An 18,308-nucleotide genomic window follows, 5' to 3' on the forward strand; every position below is an offset into this window, starting at 1 on the left:
AAAATTTATGACGAATTTATAAACGTTTAGTTGAAATCATTAATATTTTAGGGACAACTGAGAACCCGTAACCGATAACTGAGAAATATGCCTGAATTACCCGAAGTTGCTTACCAGAAAAAATATGCCGACGCCACTATTTTGCATAAAAAGATTGTAAAAGTAGAAACCAGTGATAAAAAAATATACCAGTCGGCTAAAAGTGAATTTGAAGAAAAGTTGAAAAACAATAAATTCACCGGCACTGAGCGATTGGGAAAATATTTATTCCTGAATTTAGAAAATAATGGAGTGTTGGTAGTGCATTTTGGGATGACCGGCAAACTGGAATATTACCAGCACGATGAAGTACCTAAATATGCGCAACTCACGCTAACTTTTGAAGATCATTCCCGGGTTTCTTTTACCTGTCCGCGTAAGTTTGGAAAACTCTATTTAGCTGAAAGTTTAGGAGAATTTCAAAATGAAAATGATTTAGGAATTGATGCCCTCGCGCTTAAAAAAGATAAATTTTTAGAAATCCTGGAAGGCAAATCAGGAACAATAAAAGGTTTGCTAATGAACCAAAAACTCATCGCTGGAATTGGGAATTTGTATGCAGATGAGGTGCTTTTTCAGTCTAAAATTCATCCAAAAATTAAAGTTGATAAACTTTCTGAAAACGAGAAAGCGAATATTTACAAAGAAATTGAAAAAGTCTTGGAAGTGGTTAAAGAAGCCAGGGTGGAAGGACAAAAACTCCCGAAGGATTATATTACCACCGTTCGCAAAAAAGGGGAAGATTGTCCAAGGAATAACGGTAAAATAGAACAAATGAAAGTTTCAGGTAGAACTACTTATTTTTGCCCTACTTGCCAGGAAGAGAACGCATAAAATTATACTTTTCCGTTCCACTCTGCATAAAATTGTTCCAGGTAAAGTTCCATAAACTGGTGACGTTTTTGCGCGATTTCACGCCCGGTTTTGGTATTCATCCGGTCTTTTAGCAAAAGAAGTTTTTCATAAAAATGATTGATGGTTGGTGCGTTAGAAGTTTTATACTCTTCTTTACTCATATTCATTTCAGGCTCAATTTCAGGATCGTAAAGCGCGCGACCTTTAAAACCGCCGTAATTAAAAGTACGGGCAATTCCTATGGCACCCAGGGCATCTAATCTATCTGCATCCTGAATAATTTCCAGTTCTATGGAATTAAATTCCTGCTGAATATTTCCGCCTTTAAAAGAAACGTTTTCTATAATCTTCACCACGTGATCTATAATTTCAATTGAAACCTGTTGTTTTTGAAGAAATTCTGAAGCCATTTTTGGCCCTACGCTTTCATCACCATTATAAAATTTCGAATCGGCAATATCGTGAAGTAGAGCCCCGAGTTCCACTATAAAAAGATCGGCATTTTCATTTTTAGTGATAAGCTTTGCATTATTCCACACCCTTTGTATGTGAAACCAGTCGTGACCACCTTCAGCATTCCTAAGACTTTGTTTAACGAAAGTTTCTGTGTTTTCTAGGATTTTGGATTTGTTCATAGTGGAAGATAAATGGTGGTTTTAAAGTTATTTGTCATTACGATCTCGATAATTATGGGGAGACGCAATCTGCCATAATCTTGTAAATATGTTAGAGATTACTTCATTCTGTTCGTAATGACGACTGTTTTGCTTTTTATTTTACATCAGCAATAATTGTTCGCTCCACTCTGGCAACCAGTCCGTCAGGATCGTCTGAAGCTACTGGAATTGGTTTGTGAACTTTCAATTTAATATGTACGCCGGGTTCCATTGGGAAGTTTCCGTGTTTAAAGAGTTTCCAGGAATTGTTGATGGTTATGGGGACGATTAAAGCTTCGGGCATTTGTTTAAAAAGCATTTGCATTCCTCTTGCCGCAAACTTTTTTGGTGCTCCGGTTCGGCTACGTGTTCCTTCAGGAAAGATTACCGCAGAGCGATTTGTTTCGTTGAGGTATTTGGCGAATTTGCCCATTTTAAGAAGTGATTCCCGTGGATTTTTTCGGTCTATTAAAACCGAACCTCCGTGCCGTAAATTATAAGAAATACTTGGAATTCCTTTTCCCAATTCTTTTTTGCTTACAAACTTTGGGTGGTGTTTTCTTAAATACCAAATTATTGGCGGAATGTCGTACATTCCCTGGTGGTTCGCCACAAAAATACAGGGCTTTTCTATGGGAATATCCTGGGGGTTTTCTACAGTAAAGCGTGTTCCCAGAATATTGAGGCAACGCATTAGAAAGAAATTAAAGATATCTACACTTTTTTTATGTGCCTGGTAGCCGCCAAGTTTTAAACACACCCATTGGATAGGATGAAAAACCAGTAGGTTTAAAAAAAAGAAAAAATAGAAGAGAACCGATAAGGGGTATGAAAGTATTTTTTTCATCACTTAGATTATGCGGCTAAATTAAGGTTTTAAGCCTTAAACCTACAAATACAAATCTGGGAATTGGAAATAAAAATGGCTGGTTGAAAGGCTATTTTAATCGTCATCCTGAATTTATTTCAGGATCTAGGTTCAAATCAACTTAGAAGCTGAAATAAATTCAGCTTGACGAAATAAGACTTTTTAACCAGCCATTTAATAATTTTACTAGTGGTTGCTGCTTAGCAAAACTCGTTATAAGCTCCTGTAAGGTTTTCAGCAATCATTTCAGCCGGACGGCCTTCAATGTGGTGACGCTCTAACATGTGTACTAACTCACCATCTTTAAAAAGTGCCATAGAAGGCGAAGACGGAGGAAAAGGTACCATTAAACTACGAGCCTTTTCGGTAGCTTCTTTATCTACACCTGCGAAAACGGTAACAAGGTTATCTGGTTTTTTTGCATTCTGTAAAGAAATTCTGGCGCCGGGTCTTGCATTGGCGGCAGCACATCCACAAACCGAATTTACTACTACCAGGGTAGTTCCTTCTTTCTTCATTGCGTTTTCTACATCTTCTACACTGTGTAATTCTTCAAAACCAATGCTGGTAAGGTCTTCGCGCATAGGTTTTACTAAATCTGCTGGATACATATATTTTGTTTTTTGTATTAAACTTGAGTAAGTAGCAAAGATACCAAATTAACTTCAGCTGCCCATATTTCAAATAATTATGTGTGAATAAGTTAAATCGATTAGCCGGTGATCTTGTGATACTGGAAGTATCATTGATTTAGGTATAAGGCTTTGCGTAAATAAATCTCATTTAATGAGTAAAATAGTATCTTTGCCGCTTATTTAAAATTTTCTTCATGTTTAAATGGATTGCCGCCGTGATTGGCTATATGTATTTCCGGTTTCCGGGAGCAATTTTAGGTTTTATAATAGGAACGTTGATTGATAACTGGACCAAGGGAAGTGGCGGAGCTTTTAAGCAAATGTTCGGGCAGCAGGAGGAGCAAAAAGTTTCTCCCGGCGATTTTGAACTTAACTTACTCTCGCTCTGTTCCCTGGTAATTAAAGCCGATGGCCAGGTTTCGCAGTCTGAAATGGATTATGTGCGTTCCTATTTTGTACAGGCTTATGGGAAAGAGCGTGCCAATGCTACTTTTAGAACTTTTAATGACCTGATAAAGAACAGGGAAATTTCTGCTTCCCGTATTTCACAATATCTGGCGGCAAGAACCAAATATCCAGCACGATTACAAATTATACATTTTCTCTTCGGAATTGCGCAAGCCGATGGCCGCGTTAGTGAAGCTGAAGCTCGCGTAATCCAGGAAATTGCCGGATATCTTAGAATTGGCCGAATGGATTTTGAAAGCCTGAAAGCGATGTTCTTTAAATCGGCCGATAATGCTTATAAAATCCTGGAAATTGAAAAATCGGCTACTGATGCTGAGGTGAAAAAAGCATACAGAAATATGGTGAAGAAATATCACCCCGATAAATTGGGTCATATGGACGAAGCTTATCGGAAAGGAGCTCGTGAAAAATTCAATAAAGTGCAGGAAGCTTACGATCAAATTCAAAAGGAACGCGGGCTTTAGAAATTATATTTCACATTCAGCATAAAATTTCTCCCAGGACTGCTCACATTAAACGCTCTTAAAATAGACATATGATCAACATAAGTTTTATTTAAAGCGTTGTAAACAGTAATCCCTGTTTTCAGTTGATCTTTTCCTATATTGAATTTCTTACTAATTCCCAAATTCAGTAAAGTATAACCGGCCGTAGTTTCCTCATTCAGTCCGGCACGGTCTTGATCACGTATTACTCTCATTTTTGAAAAAGCATAAAGCGATCTATCATTTAAGCCGAAATATCCAACTTCCAGGTTAAAATTATCTGGGGGAATAAAACTTAGATTTCGATCGTTTTTTAGGTCTTCGGCTCTTACAATTGCTCCCGAAAATTTTGTTTCCAGTCGTTGCTGGTTTAACCAACTGTGCTTTAGCTCAAATTCGAATCCGTATAGATTGGCGTTGGTTTGAAGGTAAGACCAAACTTCCAGGTTTTCTTCCGGAAGAGTTTCATCAGTAGCCGTAAAATAAATATAGTTATTCACTCTGCTACCAAATGCTGAAAATGTGCTTTCAAACCTCTTATTTCGGTAAGTATAACTCACATCGGCCTGTAAACTTTGTTCTCTTCCAAATTGATCGTTCCCTTTTTCGAACCTACTGGTACCGGGATGCGGGCCGTTGGAGAATAATTCAGCCAGATCGGGTGCTCTGAAACCGGTAGAAAAATTTAGTTTTAACTGATTGCGTTCGTTAAATTTTTTAGTCGCGCCCATGGAACCGGTAAAACCGTTAAAATTTCGGCTGAGTTTTCGGTTTTCAGGATTTCCGGGAAGGATAAATTCATCGGTAATAAGTTCGGGTGAACTGGCATCAGCTGTAACCTCCCTGTAATCATAACGCAAAGCTCCCTGAAAGAACCAGGAATCTAAATCGAGACTTGCTAGATAATATAATCCGCTTTCAAAAACATCGGCATCGGGAATTAAAAATTCCTGGGAATTTTTAATGTTTTCGGTTTTAACAAAACTTCCCTGGGCGCCTAAACTATGTTTTATTTTTCCGTTGGGTAAACTTATTCTGGCGTTGTAAAAAGTATGATTTTGCTGTAAACCAAGGTCTACGAGGTTAAAATCTTGCTCAATTTCTTTTCGATTATTAGAATGATGTGATAGATGAAGAGAAGTCTCAAATTTCTCGTGTTGGGTGTTTTGATTATAAGAGAGCAAATAATCTTTTACTTCCTGAAATGGCAATTGCATCTCCCTGTCGTTTCGGGTTGTAGCAAGGCTTTGGGAATTCTGCATTTCTTCATCTAAAATAATCCCGAGGTTTTGATCGTTAAAAGAAAAGGATAATTTATTCTGAAAATCTTCTTTTTCAATCCCGGTATGTACTCTTAGTGTTTTGGTGTTAAACCGGCTATTTCCAATAATCCTGTCATCTCCGTTTTTATAGTCGGCGTGGTTTTCAAACGCTAGATCTGTGGCTATAAATATGCCGTTTCTAAATGATTTTCCTATTGAAGCATATGTGCGTACACCGTTAGAAATATTGTTAAATGTAGTTCCTATATTCCCCGATATTTTAGTTGAATTCTTATAGAATTCGTCATCCTGGGCTAACAAAACCCCACCTAATGCTCCAGAACCATATAAAACCGAAGCAGGTCCTTTAATTACTTCTACTTTTTTTATACCGAGATCATTAATCCCAAGTCCGTGATCTGCGCCCCACTGATGGTTTTCCAGCTTATTGCCCTGGTAAATAGTTACAACCCGCGAAAAACCAAGCCCGCGAATAAATGGTTTTACAATGCCCTGGCCGAACTCTGCACCGTATACACCGGGCACTTCCCGTAAACTTCCCATCATTCCATTGGGATTTCCTTTGTTTTCAATTCCCTGCATACTAATGCTGGAGACATTATAAGGAGTGCGCCGGGTAAGTCCGGTTTGGGTGTCTACAATAAGTACTTCATCGAGTTCTGAAGAAGATTCTTCAAGCTTAAAATTCTGGGTTTTTATTTGTCCTTTGGTAATTACGATTTCACGGCTAAGCTTTTTGAATCCTATTGCGCTAACCTGAATAGAATGATTTCCAGATGGAATATTTTCCAGAATAAAATTTCCATTTTTATCAGCGGTAGTGCCAAGGTCTGAATTTTCTATATAAATATTTGCAAAGCTTACCGGGCTTCCTTCGGAAGTAATTCTTCCTAAAAGTTTGCCTTCCTGAGCAAAACCCGAAAATACCATTAATATTAGAATCACTGTCGCTAATTGTTTCATTTGCTTATTTTTGACAAAACTATAAAATATATTTAGATAAGACTAAAAATAGGTTTTTAAATTTAAAAATGTATTTTTGGAAAATATAAATTAGGATTATGTTTAGTTTTTCAGAAGAGAATTACCTTAAGGCGATTTTTCATTTAGAGCGAAAATACCAGGCGGGGGTTAGCACCAATGCGCTGGCAGAAGAAATGGAGACCAAGGCTTCTTCGGTTACCGATATGATCAAGAAATTATCGGAAAAAGAACTGGTGATTTATAAAAAATACCAGGGGGTAAAACTCAGTGAGTTAGGCAAGAAAACCGCAATTGAAGTAATTAGAAAACACAGGTTGTGGGAATATTTTCTTGTGGAAAAGCTCAATTTTAACTGGGACGAAGTACACGATGTTGCGGAACAATTAGAACATATAAAATCTGAAAAACTTACACGAGAACTAGATGAATTTCTAGGTTTTCCAAAGCGTGATCCCCACGGAGATCCAATACCCGATGCAGAAGGTAACTTTAGTGTAGCAAATAAAGTACTGTTGTCGGAATTGGGTAAGACAGAAAAAGGGATTTGTGTGGGAGTAAAAGATTCTTCATCAGATTTTCTAAGATTTCTGGATAAGAATAATATTTCGCTTGGGAAAAAGATCAAAGTCCTCGAAAAGGAAGCATTTGATGGTTCTATGCTTATTTTAATTGAAGAGCGACAATTAAGGATTTCACAATTAATATCGAATAATTTGTATATAAAAACACAATAGAATGGAAGATATAATAGCTTATTTTGAGCAGTTAGACCCGGTATTAGCCGCTTTACTGGCTACGATTTTTACCTGGTTACTTACCGCAGCCGGAGCTTCCTTAGTATTTCTTTTTAAGAATATGAATAGGAAGTTGTTTGATGGAATGCTGGGTTTTACGGGTGGAGTAATGGTGGCGGCAAGTTTTTGGAGCTTACTTGCGCCTGGGATAGAAATGAGCCCGGGAGAGGGTTTTGAAAAAACAGTTCCCCCACTCATCGGGTTTGGTTTAGGAGCACTTTTTCTTTTTGGACTTGATAAAATATTACCACACTTGCACGTTAACTTTAAAATGAGTGAAAAGGAAGGAATTAAAACCCCCTGGCATAAATCGGTTTTACTCACCCTGGCCATTACTTTGCATAATATCCCTGAAGGCCTTGCCGTAGGTGTACTTTTTGGAGCAGCAGGAGCAGGTATGGAAGGTGCTAGTATTGGTGGTGCTGTGGCCCTTGCTATCGGGATTGGATTACAGAATTTCCCAGAAGGTTTTGCCGTTGCCATGCCTTTGCGGGGGCTGGGAATGAGTCGTTTTAAAAGTTTTAACTATGGTCAGCTTTCCGCGATTGTAGAGCCTTTTGCGGCAGTACTGGGCGCCTGGGCGGTAATGACCTTTGAGCCAATTTTACCTTATGCACTTTCGTTCGCGGCAGGTGCAATGATCTTTGTAGTGGTTGAAGAAGTAGTCCCCGAATCACAAAAAGGCAATTATACAGATATCGCTACTATCGGATTTATCGTAGGGTTTATGGTCATGATGACGCTGGATGTTGGTTTGGGATAAATTCCTGCAACATTTAGCTTGTGGCATAGTCTTTACAGTTAAAGGCTTATGCAAGAAGAACTATATATTATAAAGAGCAACCCAATTAAAAGATATTATTTATTAAAATCAGTTTTATTAATCTCGGTATTTTTTCTTTTCACAATCTCTGCATCAGCGCAGGAAGAAGTTAAAGTGATAGAACATACTGCTAAAACCTATGTAGGGGAAGCTTTTAATTTTGACGGAAAAACAATTCGGTTTAAAAAGGTGGTTTCAGATTCAAGATGCCCAAGCGATGTAACCTGTGTTTGGGCCGGCGAGGCAAAAATCCTGATTGAGATATTTAAAAATGGAAAGCCGATAGGAGAAGAAATTATTAGTACCCGCTCGCAAAACTTTTCGCTTTCGAAATTCTTTCAGGGAGATTTTTCACTGCATACAATTGCACTTTCACCATATCCTAAGACTTCCCGAAAGATAAAAGCATCAGATTACCAGCTTCAGTTTAAAATAACCGAAACGCATTAATCACAACCACAACCTGAAACTCCACAGGCTTTGGTTTTTTCAGTTTTCTTCTTTAAAAAAGCAGGTTTCCATATGAATTTTGTGGTTAAATATCCTAACGCGATTGCGAAAGTGATAAAAACGAGAATTTCCTGTAATAGTTCCATAATTCTTAAGTCGTTTTTTGAGTTTTAACTTACATTTATTTTAATAATTGAAAAGCTACTAAAGCCACAAAGTAGGCAAAGAGTGTCATCACCACTAATTGTAAAACCGGCCATTTCCAGGTGTTGGTTTCCCTTTTTACAATGGCCAACGTACTCATACATTGCATGGCAAAAGCATAAAATAACAAAAGGCTTACTCCGCTTGCAAATGTAAATAAGGGTCCGCCCAGAATGGGATTTATCTCTGCAGCCATCCTGTTTTTAATGGTTTCTTCTTCATCGCTGCCAACACTATAAATTGTGGCCAGAGTTCCTACAAAAACTTCCCGGGCAGCAAAAGAACTTATTATGGCGATCCCGATTTTCCAGTCATAACCCAAAGGTGCTACAACAGGTTCAATACCTCTGCCCATAATTCCGATATAGGAATTCCTAAGTTTAAAGGAGGCGATTTCTTCTTCTAATTCTACTTCAGAAATTTGAGTATTTTGTGAATATTCTGAAGTAACTATTTCTTCAGCTTTGTTGAAATTGTCTCCAGGACCGTAGCTTGCCAAAACCCAGAGAATAATTGAAATAGCAAGAATAATTTTTCCGGCGCCAAAAACAAACGATTTGGTTTTTTCTACCACATTAATGGCAATATTTTTTCCCATCGGCATTTTGTAATTGGGCATTTCAATCACAAAATGACTTCGGTTTTTGATATTCAGAATTGCGTTTAAGATCCAGGCAGAACCAATGGCTACACCAAATCCTAAAAGATAAAGCAACATTAGCGTAAGTCCCTGTAGATTAAAACCCCAAAAGGCACGGTCTGGTATTACCAATGCGATTATTATTAAATAAACCGGCAAACGTGCGGAACAGGTAGTGAACGGAACCACTAAAATCGTGATTAAACGCTCTTTCCAACTTTCGATATTCCTGGTGGCCATTACAGCGGGAATCGCGCAGGCAGTTCCTGAAACCAATGGCACCACACTTTTACCGCTAAGTCCGAATTTTCGCATTATTCGGTCCATTAAAAATACTACCCGGCTCATATAGCCGGTTTCTTCAAGGATGGAAATAAAGAAAAACAGGAAAGCGATTTGCGGAATAAATATAACGATCCCTCCAAGCCCGGGAATAATACCTTCAGCAATAAGATTGGTAAAAGCTCCAGCCGGCAAAGTAGTTTTTGTCCATTCGCTTAAAAAAGCAAAAGTTTCGTCTATAAGATCCATTGGGTAGCTAGACCAGCTATAAATTGCCTGAAATATCAATAAAAGAATACCAAAAAATATCGCGTAACCCCAAATTTTGTGGGTGAGCACACGATCTAAACGAGAGCGCAGATCCTTAGCAGAACTCGCGTCTACCTTCATCGTTTCCTTTAAAACCCCATTTATAAACTGGTATCTTAAAATGGTTTCTTTATGCTGAAGTTGCTTTAATTCAGTATGTGATTTGGTGTCGAAAAGATCAGAACTACTGATCTCATTTCTGTTAATATTGCCGAAGTTTACATCCTGAGTAATTACCAGCCAAAGTTTATAAAGGGATTGTTTTGGAAATGCTTTCCGAAGACGATCAAAATATTCAGGAGCAATAATAGAAGCATTCACACAAGGTTCATCTGAAATATGACGATAATTGATTATAGCTTTCTTAAGCTCATCAATTCCGGTATTTTTACGGGCACTTACTAAAGTCACTTTTGTTTTTAAACGCTCTTCAAGTAAATCTACATCTAGAGAAATGCCTTTACGTTCCATCCTGTCGGCCATATTTATAACCAGGATTGTTGGAATTCCAAGATCTTTAATTTGGGTGAAAAGGAGTAGATTTCGTTTTAGATTTTCTACATCGCTAACCACAACGGCAACATCGGGATAATCTTTATCGCTTTTATTAAGCAATAATTCTATCACTACGTTTTCATCTAAAGAAGATGCGTTAAGGCTGTAAGTTCCCGGAAGGTCTAAAATATGGGCTTTAAGTCCGCGGGGAAGTTTACAGATTCCTTCTTTTTTCTCAACCGTAATGCCGGGATAATTTCCCACTTTTTGGTTAAGCCCCGTGAGCTGATTAAAAACAGAAGTTTTACCAGTATTGGGGTTCCCTATTAAGGCGACATTTATTTGTTTAGCCATGTTAGCTTATAAGGTCAATTTCTATAAGTAAAGCAATCTCTTTTCTAATGGCCAGGTGGCTACCGTTTATGTTAAGATACATTGGATCTCTAAAAGGAGCCATTTGCAACATTTGAACTTCATTGCCCGGCAAACAACCCATTTCGAGCAATTTTAGTGGAATATTTTCGGCAGAAAAATCTTTGATAATTCCGCGTTCACCACGCTTTAAGTCGGCCAGGGTTAGTCTCACTTTTATTTAGATTGATTTTAAACAAGACAAAAGTAAGGTAAAATTTCAGCAGGAAAAAATTTCAATGAAAAAAGTCGGTGTGCTCGTTAGATGTGACTTAAAGCTCTGATTGGTGAGTTGAAGGTTTTAGAATTATTTATTTATATTCTCCTTTAAGCACTTTAATATCGTGCATTAGGTCCTTTATGGCCTCTGCATCGGTACCATCGTAAAATCCGCGAATACGTTTTTCTTTATCTACCAGTACAAAGTTTTCGGTATGAATCATATCATAAGGCCCGCCATCGCCATTACTTTTTGAAGCGAGATAAGACTTTCTTGCCAATTCGTAAATATGTTTTTTATCGCCCGTAACCAAATTCCATTTTTCATCAATCACCCCTTTTTCTTCAGCATATTTCTTTAAAACCGGCACTGAATCGGTTTTTGGGAAAACAGTATGGGAGAGTAATAAAACTTCAGGATCATCCTTAATTTCCTGCTGTATTTCTATCATATGATCGGTCATTACCGGGCAAATGGTGAGGCAGGTGGTAAAAAAGAAATCGGCTACATAAATTTTATCCTCGTAAAAATCCTGGGTTATGGTATCACCATTTTGGTTGATAAGCTCAAAATCTTTAACGGTATGGTATTTACGAACGTGCTGCACTGTAGAATCTACCAATTCGGCATTTACCATATCTGGTTGAAAAACAGGCAAACGTTCTTCTGGGGTTAAGAGCGTATAAATACTATAAATTATAATTACCGAAAGTATAAACAGGACAATGGCAAATTTTTTGAGCCAGGAAAAAAGATCACGCATACTTGGAAAATTTATTGCAAAATTAAGGGCTAACAATCAATTAGTCGCAGTTTAAAACTTAAAATTTCCGCTTCCTAAAACAGGAGGGCTTTTAAACTTTTTTAGGAGATTATAAAAGTTTACTTTTGTGCGATTTAAAATTTGAAGCATTACGCATGGATCCATTTATAGTTAAAGCCATACAGTTACTGTTAAGCTTGTCTTTACTTATAGTTTTACACGAACTTGGGCATTTTATTCCCGCCAAAATATTTAAAACCAGGGTAGAAAAATTCTTTCTCTTTTTTGATGTGAAATTCGCGCTTTTCAAGAAGAAGATCGGCGGAACCGAATATGGTATTGGATGGCTGCCCCTGGGTGGTTATGTGAAAATATCGGGAATGATAGACGAAAGTATGGATAAGGAGCAAATGGCGAAACCACCGGAGCCCTGGGAATTTAGAAGTAAACCGGCCTGGCAGCGACTTATTATTATGTTGGGTGGAGTTACCGTAAACCTGGTACTTGGGTTTCTTATTTATATGATGATTATGTTTGTTTGGGGTAAAAATTATGTTGGCCCCGATGAAATGCCCGAAGGTTTTGCAATTGCTGAAGAATTTAAACAATATGGTTTTGAAGATGGCGACCGTGTATTACAACTTAACGGCGAAGACTTGCAAAACAGTACCGATGTAAACAGGCATTTATTTATGCGTGATGTAAATACTATTACGGTATTACATCAAGACGGCGAAAAGGAGACTATTGAGGTGCCTGAAGATATTGGAGAGCGAATGTGGGAAGAGGGCGTTATGTTACCTTTTATTCCTATTCAAAATCCGGTTATAGAAAAAGTTGCCGCCGATAAAGCTGCAGAGATTGCTGGTCTGCAAAAAGGTGATAGTATTATTTCTGTGAACGAACAGGAGATTGGTTATTGGCATGAGATAGGTAAGATTACCAAGGAAAATAAGGAAAAAGAATTGGAGTTGGTCTTTATGCGAGACAATGATATTAAAAGCATTATGATCACACCAGACGAAGAGGGAATGTTAGGGTTTAGTATAAAATCTAACTATGAAATAAAACAGCAAAAATATGGTTTCGTTGAAAGTATAAAACAAGGTTTTGATTATGGTTACTGGACACTACACGATTATGTAGCACAATTTAAATATGTTTTTACACAAAAGGGCGCTACACAATTAGGCGGATTTGGCGCTATTGGAGATATGTTTCCCGATACCTGGAACTGGAAAGGATTCTGGCATACGACAGCCTTGATTTCTATAATTCTGGCATTTATGAACATTTTACCAATCCCGGCCCTAGATGGTGGACACGTAATGTTTCTTTTATATGAAATGATAACCGGAAGAACTCCTAACGATAAATTTATGGAAGTTGCCCAAATGGTTGGCTTTTTTATCTTAATTGCATTGGTGCTTTATGCCAATGGAAATGATGTATATCGCTGGTTATTTGAATGATAGAATTGGATTGAATTTTTGAAACAAAAAAACCTAAAAAAAATTCAATTTTTGTTTTGCGGTGATTTAAAATTTGGTTTATATTTGCAACCGCAAAAGAGCGAAACACTCCTCCTTAGCTCAGTTGGTTAGAGCATCTGACTGTTAATCAGAGGGTCCTTGGTTCGAGCCCAAGAGGGGGAGCTTAGTAAAGACAAGCCATTCAAGAAATTGAATGGCTTTGTTTTTTTACTGGGTACAACATAGGTACAACATTTTTGGATCAATCCCAATTGTTGTGTTTATGCAAAAATTGTAGTTAATCTGTACAGGAAGAATTCCACATTTTTCACTCCTCTGAACTGAGCCCTAAACCCTTTTATTTTTGCATTAAAGGATTCTGCTGATGCGTTTGTACTTCTGTTGATAAAGTAATTGAGTATAGACCTGTAGTTTAGAGTTATGGTGTTGGCAATGGTATTAAAGGCCTTAAATCCTGTATCCTCCACATCCTTGTACCAATGGGTGAGTTTTGTATATGCCACTTCTTTTGATTTTGCTTTGTTGAATATATTTCTAAGTCTTTGTGTAAGCTTAACTCGAGTAAATAAAGAATAGCAGTTTACTTACCGATTACAACCCTGTAAAATTATATTGGTTAATTGGGAAATTAATAGGAAGAAGATATATTAAGAAAACTCTAAAAAAGTCCTTAACCTTCAAATTACACCGAAAGATTTATTATGATGTAGTTTTATTTTCCATCCAATTAATGCGAAGGACCTAAAACGTTTTATTATTTTTGTATAAATAGTAGTAAAAACTCAATACCTACTGCTATTATTCTCAGAAATAATAGTTTTATCATGAAAAAAAAGCGCTACTCACTTAAAGATATTGCCAATAGTCTGAACGTTTCTGCAACCACGGTTTCTTTCGTTTTAAGCGGTAAGGGAAAAGAAAAAGGAATTTCAGACGGCTTGATTCAAAAAATTACAGACTTTGCAAAAAAAATTGATTATAAGCCTAATCAGGTTGCTCGAAGTTTGCGAACGGGAAAATCTAAAATAATTGTTTGCATGGTAGAGGATATATCCAACGTTTTTTTTGCCAAAATAGCGCGTTTAATTGAAGATATCGCATACGAAAAAGGTTACAAAGTATTGTTTTGTAGTAATGAGAATAAGGATGAAAAAGCCAAAGAACTGATCTCCTTGTTTAGTGATAGACAGGTAGATGGTTATATTATTACCCCCACCATTGGAATTAGAGATACTATAAAATCTCTAATGGATGAAGAGGTCCCGGTGGTTTTATTTGACAGGTACTTTCCCGATTTGGAAACAAATTATGTGGTAGTTAATAACCAGGACTCTGCTTATAATGCAACTATCCACCTTATAAATAATCAATTTAAAAATATAGCGCTTGTAACCACTGACGTCGAGCAAACCTCTATTTCTCAACGAATTAAAGGGTATAAGGAAGCAATTAATGAATATGGATATAATCAATGTGTTTTATCAGTTTCATATGAAGAGAAATCACCGGAAAATAAGAAGAAGATTATAAGAAACTTTTTTTTAGAAAATCCGCAATTGGATGCCGTGCTATTTGCAACAAATCATTTAACACAAGCGGGTTTGGAAGTTTTTAAGAAAGATTTCCCAGACCGAATGAAGAAACTCGGAATCTTAACATTTGATGATAATGTGTTTTTTAAGATTCATACCCCTTCTATTTCTGCAGTATCCCAACCACTCAAGCAAATGGCAGAAGAACTTATGAATATTGTGTTAAATTCAATGAAAAAGCCTAGTCGCTCTATACCATTAAGACAAGTGGTATTCCTTACTGAGCTTAAGATAAGGGATTCTTCATTTGTGGTAGATTAATATAAGTTTAATGCAATTTTTCAACTCCATTTTTGCTGAATAATTATTTTTTTTCGCAAAAAAATTGTTTTTTGTTTTTAAATCTAAATCGATTTAGTAGATTAGCAATTCTTAAATGAATCTTAAAAACTAATCAATATGAAAAAACAATTATTTTTAGATCGATTTTCTTTTTTTCAGGCAAACCTCATTATGCTCGGTCTGGATAAAAGAAAATTCCTTCTTGTAACGTGTTTAATATTTTTTCTTTTTCAAGCGGAAAACACGTATTCTATTAATACCGAAATTGTTCTGCAAGAAACAGTATCTGGTACAGTGACTGATTCTAATGGTATGCCACTTCCAGGTGTATCAATAATTGAAAAGGGTACTAATAACGGGGTAGTAACTGATTTTGATGGAAACTTCGAAATAGAGGTTGGTCAGGAAAATACTGTTTTAGTGTTTTCCTTTATGGGATTTCAGACTTCTGAAGTCAATGTTAATGGTGGAGAGAGTCTAAGCATTCAGCTAGAAGAAGATACAGCTAGTCTTGATGAAATTGTAATTGTGGGATATGGTGAAACAAGACGCCGTGATCTTACTGGAGCCATCAGTTCTATGACTACCGAAACAATAGAAAGAGCAAATAAAGTCACGGCTTTCGAAGCTATACAAGGCCAGGTGGCAGGTGTAAATGTTCAAACGGCGGGTAACAAACCTGGCGAAGGTTTTAACGTCCGAATTCGTGGTGCTAATACAATAAATTCTGGAGAGACTATTGGTAATGCAGGTTACAATGCAGGGCAAAATCCATTGTTTGTGGTTGATGGAATGTTCGTTAATGATATTAATTTTCTGAACCCTAATGATATCAAAAGGATGGATGTTCTAAAGGATGCCTCGGCTACAGCAATTTATGGGTCTCGAGGAAGTAATGGGGTGATTCTTATTCAAACAAAAGATGGTGTGAAAGGTGAGTTGAAGGTAACCTATGATGGTTATATTGGAGTAAAACAACGTTATAACCTGCCTGATATTTACACGGGTGAAGATTTTGTGCAGCTTCAGAGAGATGCCGTAGTTGGTTTAAATTATGCTTCTGGTAATTTTGATTTTACTCCGGATGATGTAGACCTAACAAATTTTATGAGGCCTAATGAACTCCAAAATGTTGCCGATGGTAATTATACAGATTGGGTAGAATTAATTCGTAATGATGGATTTCAAACCAACCATTCAGTAGGTTTGAGTGGTGGGAGTGAAAAAACTGTTTACGGCGGTGGTATTTCTTATACAGAGGATGAAGGAACCTTCGAAGGGGAAATGTTTGAAAGAGTCAACGCTCGAGCAAATTTATCTTCTAAACTTTCTGACTATGTGACCCTTGGAATCAATAACTATGCAACCTATTCTAAGCGAGATGTAGGTAGTCTTGAAGGGTTTAGAAGCGCTTATAGACTCAGACCCACAGCTACTCCTTTTGACGAAAATGGAGAGCCTATCTTTTTTCCCTTGGAAGGGGAGACCTTTATAACTAATCCTTTGTTCGAACCTGCCAATATGCTTAGGGAAGTAAGAACTTTAAACTACTTAGGTAATTTTTCGCTAAAAATTAGTCCATTTGAAAATTTAGATTTCACTACAAGTTTCGCGCCCAATATTGAATTTTACCGTTCTGGTGAGTATAGAGGACGTTATTCAAAATCTACTAGTGGACAAATTGGTAATACTCGCGCAGAGGTGATTAATGGTAACAGAATATCTTACACTTTTGACAATGTTGTAAATTACAGTTTTGAACTTAATGAAGATCATGCCTTTGAAGCGATGGGTGTTTATTCACGTTTTCTGGATAGGTATGAGAATAATCTAATGCAAAGACGAGGTTTTTCTACCGATGAATTTTTGTTTTATAATATCGATGCTGGTCCTGATGTTCGAAATGTAGAAGGAGATTTTTCTCAGCAGACATTGGAATCATTTGCAGGACGTCTCAATTACCGTTTTAAGGATAGATACTTGTTCACCATAACCGGGCGATATGATGGTGCATCTATTCTTTCCGATGAGAATAAATGGTCCTTTTTTCCTTCAGCGGCTTTTGCTTGGAGAGCAATCGAAGAGGATTTTATGCAGGAACAGGATTTGTTCAATGATCTTAAACTGCGCATTAGTTATGGGGAGACAGGAAATAATGGTTCGGGGGGTGGATTAGTTCCTCTAGGATCTCAATCTTTAATTCAGACCGGCTTTACGAATTTGGGGGATATTACTACTGAAACCGCTTCGGTAACAAATCTTCCCAATCCGAATCTGACTTGGGAGCGTACTGCGGAGTACAACTTTGGTCTTGATTTTGGTCTTCTACAAGGAAGAATAAATGGTTCAATTGACTTGTACAGTCGTGAAACTACAGGCATTATTTTTTACAGGCCTTTACCTCTAGTTAGTGGGTACCCTGGTATCTTCGATAATGTAGGAGCTGCTACAAACAAAGGTATTGAGGTGGGACTTAGTTCTGTTAATATTGAGTCTGAAGATTTTAATTGGACTACCTCAATAAATTTTGCGAGAAACGTAAACGAAGTCACCGAGCTTTATGGTGGGTTAGACGAAATCCTTTTCCGAGCCAGGGATGCCAATCATATTCATAGAGTGGGAGAGCCAATTGGTTCAGTTTATACTTATGTTTTTGATGGAATATGGCAGATGGACGAAGCAGAAGAGGCACAGAGCTATGGGCAGCAGCCTGGACAGGTCAGAGTGAGAGACCTTAATGGTGATGGTGTTATTGATGCTGAAAATGATCGAACAGTGGTTGGTGCAAACATGCCAGAATGGACTGCAGGAGTTACCAATACTTTCAATTATCGGAATTTGGATTTCTCCTTCTTTGTCTATGCAAATCAAGGAGCAACATCTCCCAGTTATTTCCATCAGCAATTTGGAGCGCCTGGGGGATCAGGTTCGTTCTTTAATGGATTAAAGACGGATTATTGGACTCCAAATGACCCATCCAACGAAGTCCCTCAACCGGGAAATGCGGGGCCTTTTGCTGAAGTTTTAAATTTTCAGGATGTTTCTTTTGTGAGAGTAGGTTTTGCTACTCTCGGGTATACGTTTTCTAAGTCAGTAGTGGATGCTCTAGGAATTAAAGAAAATGGGTTAAGGATTTACGCCACTGCTCAGAATCCTTTTGTTTTTACCGACTATGAAGGTTGGGATCCGGAAAATGCAGCGAGGAACAGTTATGGTTCTGCTTATCTAGCCAGAACTTTTCTTGCTGGATTAAATTTTAACTTTTAAAAAATTAAGA

At 37.3% G+C, this 18,308-nt stretch carries 16 protein-coding genes, 1 tRNA gene and 1 pseudogene; 9 read left to right on the forward strand and 9 right to left on the reverse strand.

Annotated elements, in window-relative coordinates; genetic code table 11:
* Positions 1-87 precede the first annotated feature (87 nt).
* Positions 88-873 (forward strand): Fpg/Nei family DNA glycosylase, encoded by a 786-nt coding sequence (locus LB465_RS09120; RefSeq protein WP_224469530.1) that lies wholly within the window; start codon positions 88-90, stop codon positions 871-873.
* A 2-nt stretch (positions 874-875) separates the two neighbouring features.
* Here LB465_RS09120 and LB465_RS09125 read toward each other — a convergent pair whose 3' ends face one another.
* The 3 genes from LB465_RS09125 to LB465_RS09135 form a co-directional block, all read right to left on the reverse strand.
* Positions 876-1,529 (reverse strand): HD domain-containing protein, encoded by a 654-nt coding sequence (locus LB465_RS09125; RefSeq protein WP_224469531.1) that lies wholly within the window; start codon positions 1,527-1,529, stop codon positions 876-878.
* A gap of 136 nt (positions 1,530-1,665) precedes the next feature.
* Complete coding sequence (locus LB465_RS09130) at positions 1,666-2,397, reverse strand: lysophospholipid acyltransferase family protein (RefSeq protein ID WP_224469532.1); 732 nt, start codon at positions 2,395-2,397, stop codon at positions 1,666-1,668.
* Between the two features lie 221 nt (positions 2,398-2,618).
* A complete protein-coding gene (locus LB465_RS09135) occupies positions 2,619-3,029 on the reverse strand; it encodes a BrxA/BrxB family bacilliredoxin (RefSeq protein ID WP_224469533.1) in 411 nt (136 codons plus the stop codon).
* A gap of 218 nt (positions 3,030-3,247) precedes the next feature.
* Here LB465_RS09135 and LB465_RS09140 point away from each other — a divergent pair, with 218 nt between their 5' ends.
* On the forward strand, positions 3,248-3,985 hold the full coding sequence (locus LB465_RS09140) for a TerB family tellurite resistance protein (RefSeq protein WP_224469534.1): 738 nt from the start codon (positions 3,248-3,250) through the stop codon (positions 3,983-3,985).
* Here the strand turns inward: LB465_RS09140 and LB465_RS09145 are convergent.
* On the reverse strand, positions 3,982-6,252 hold the full coding sequence (locus LB465_RS09145) for a TonB-dependent receptor (protein ID WP_224469535.1): 2,271 nt from the start codon (positions 6,250-6,252) through the stop codon (positions 3,982-3,984). The genes LB465_RS09140 and LB465_RS09145 overlap by 4 nt on opposite strands.
* Before the next feature lie 98 nt (positions 6,253-6,350).
* Here LB465_RS09145 and LB465_RS09150 point away from each other — a divergent pair, with 98 nt between their 5' ends.
* The 3 genes from LB465_RS09150 to LB465_RS09160 are packed head-to-tail and all read left to right on the forward strand — an operon-like array spanning position 6,351 to position 8,340.
* Positions 6,351-7,007: a metal-dependent transcriptional regulator gene (locus LB465_RS09150; protein WP_224469536.1), complete on the forward strand. Its 657-nt coding sequence runs from the start codon at positions 6,351-6,353 to the stop codon at positions 7,005-7,007.
* Between the two features lies 1 nt (position 7,008).
* Positions 7,009-7,830 (forward strand): ZIP family metal transporter, encoded by an 822-nt coding sequence (locus LB465_RS09155; RefSeq protein WP_224469537.1) that lies wholly within the window; start codon positions 7,009-7,011, stop codon positions 7,828-7,830.
* A gap of 48 nt (positions 7,831-7,878) precedes the next feature.
* On the forward strand, positions 7,879-8,340 hold the full coding sequence (locus tag LB465_RS09160; RefSeq protein WP_224469538.1) for a hypothetical protein: 462 nt from the start codon (positions 7,879-7,881) through the stop codon (positions 8,338-8,340).
* On the opposite strand, the gene LB465_RS09165 is transcribed toward LB465_RS09160, so the two are convergent.
* The 4 genes from LB465_RS09165 to LB465_RS09180 form a co-directional block, all read right to left on the reverse strand.
* Complete coding sequence (locus tag LB465_RS09165; RefSeq protein ID WP_224469539.1) at positions 8,337-8,486, reverse strand: hypothetical protein; 150 nt, start codon at positions 8,484-8,486, stop codon at positions 8,337-8,339. The two genes, LB465_RS09160 and LB465_RS09165, sit on opposite strands and share 4 nt — an antisense overlap.
* Positions 8,487-8,521: 35 nt before the next feature.
* The gene (gene feoB, locus LB465_RS09170; protein ID WP_224469540.1) at positions 8,522-10,624 is read right to left on the reverse strand and encodes a ferrous iron transport protein B; all 2,103 of its coding nucleotides are present in this window, start codon (positions 10,622-10,624) and stop codon (positions 8,522-8,524) included.
* Position 10,625: 1 nt separating this feature from the next.
* Positions 10,626-10,856 carry a FeoA family protein gene (locus LB465_RS09175; RefSeq protein WP_224469541.1) on the reverse strand — a complete coding sequence of 77 codons (231 nt, stop codon included), beginning with the start codon at positions 10,854-10,856 and terminating at the stop codon, positions 10,626-10,628.
* A 136-nt stretch (positions 10,857-10,992) separates the two neighbouring features.
* A complete protein-coding gene (locus LB465_RS09180; protein WP_224469542.1) occupies positions 10,993-11,664 on the reverse strand; it encodes an SCO family protein in 672 nt (223 codons plus the stop codon).
* Between the two features lie 155 nt (positions 11,665-11,819).
* Here LB465_RS09180 and rseP point away from each other — a divergent pair, with 155 nt between their 5' ends.
* A complete protein-coding gene (gene rseP, locus LB465_RS09185; RefSeq protein ID WP_224469612.1) occupies positions 11,820-13,136 on the forward strand; it encodes an RIP metalloprotease RseP in 1,317 nt (438 codons plus the stop codon).
* 109 nt (positions 13,137-13,245) lie between these two features.
* Positions 13,246-13,319 (forward strand) — tRNA-Asn (locus LB465_RS09190).
* A 98-nt stretch (positions 13,320-13,417) separates the two neighbouring features.
* On the opposite strand, the pseudogene LB465_RS09195 reads toward LB465_RS09190, so the two are convergent.
* A pseudogene (locus LB465_RS09195) lies at positions 13,418-13,696 on the reverse strand (transposase); the annotation flags it as partial.
* Between the two features lie 285 nt (positions 13,697-13,981).
* On the opposite strand from LB465_RS09195, the gene LB465_RS09200 reads away from it, so the two are divergent.
* The gene (locus LB465_RS09200) at positions 13,982-15,010 is read left to right on the forward strand and encodes a LacI family DNA-binding transcriptional regulator (protein ID WP_224469543.1); all 1,029 of its coding nucleotides are present in this window, start codon (positions 13,982-13,984) and stop codon (positions 15,008-15,010) included.
* 138 nt (positions 15,011-15,148) lie between these two features.
* On the forward strand, positions 15,149-18,298 hold the full coding sequence (locus tag LB465_RS09205) for a SusC/RagA family TonB-linked outer membrane protein (protein ID WP_224469544.1): 3,150 nt from the start codon (positions 15,149-15,151) through the stop codon (positions 18,296-18,298).
* The last annotated feature ends 10 nt before the right edge of the window (positions 18,299-18,308 follow it).

It is taken from the genome of Salegentibacter lacus, assembly GCF_020164555.1.
Lineage (GTDB): Bacteria > Bacteroidota > Bacteroidia > Flavobacteriales > Flavobacteriaceae > Salegentibacter > Salegentibacter lacus.

Excerpts from the sequence above, each read along its gene's own strand:
- LB465_RS09120 (WP_224469530.1), top strand. The coding sequence starts at position 88 with ATGCCTGAATTACCCGAAGTTGCTTACCAGAAAAAATATGCCGACGCC.
- LB465_RS09125 (WP_224469531.1), bottom strand. The coding sequence starts at position 1,529 with ATGAACAAATCCAAAATCCTAGAAAACACAGAAACTTTCGTTAAACAA.
- LB465_RS09130 (WP_224469532.1), bottom strand. The coding sequence starts at position 2,397 with ATGAAAAAAATACTTTCATACCCCTTATCGGTTCTCTTCTATTTTTTC.
- LB465_RS09135 (WP_224469533.1), bottom strand. The coding sequence starts at position 3,029 with ATGTATCCAGCAGATTTAGTAAAACCTATGCGCGAAGACCTTACCAGC.
- LB465_RS09140 (WP_224469534.1), top strand. The coding sequence starts at position 3,248 with ATGTTTAAATGGATTGCCGCCGTGATTGGCTATATGTATTTCCGGTTT.
- LB465_RS09145 (WP_224469535.1), bottom strand. The coding sequence starts at position 6,252 with ATGAAACAATTAGCGACAGTGATTCTAATATTAATGGTATTTTCGGGT.
- LB465_RS09150 (WP_224469536.1), top strand. The coding sequence starts at position 6,351 with ATGTTTAGTTTTTCAGAAGAGAATTACCTTAAGGCGATTTTTCATTTA.
- LB465_RS09155 (WP_224469537.1), top strand. The coding sequence starts at position 7,009 with ATGGAAGATATAATAGCTTATTTTGAGCAGTTAGACCCGGTATTAGCC.
- LB465_RS09160 (WP_224469538.1), top strand. The coding sequence starts at position 7,879 with ATGCAAGAAGAACTATATATTATAAAGAGCAACCCAATTAAAAGATAT.
- LB465_RS09165 (WP_224469539.1), bottom strand. The coding sequence starts at position 8,486 with ATGGAACTATTACAGGAAATTCTCGTTTTTATCACTTTCGCAATCGCG.
- feoB (WP_224469540.1), bottom strand. The coding sequence starts at position 10,624 with ATGGCTAAACAAATAAATGTCGCCTTAATAGGGAACCCCAATACTGGT.
- LB465_RS09180 (WP_224469542.1), bottom strand. The coding sequence starts at position 11,664 with ATGCGTGATCTTTTTTCCTGGCTCAAAAAATTTGCCATTGTCCTGTTT.
- rseP (WP_224469612.1), top strand. The coding sequence starts at position 11,820 with ATGGATCCATTTATAGTTAAAGCCATACAGTTACTGTTAAGCTTGTCT.
- LB465_RS09200 (WP_224469543.1), top strand. The coding sequence starts at position 13,982 with ATGAAAAAAAAGCGCTACTCACTTAAAGATATTGCCAATAGTCTGAAC.
- LB465_RS09205 (WP_224469544.1), top strand. The coding sequence starts at position 15,149 with ATGAAAAAACAATTATTTTTAGATCGATTTTCTTTTTTTCAGGCAAAC.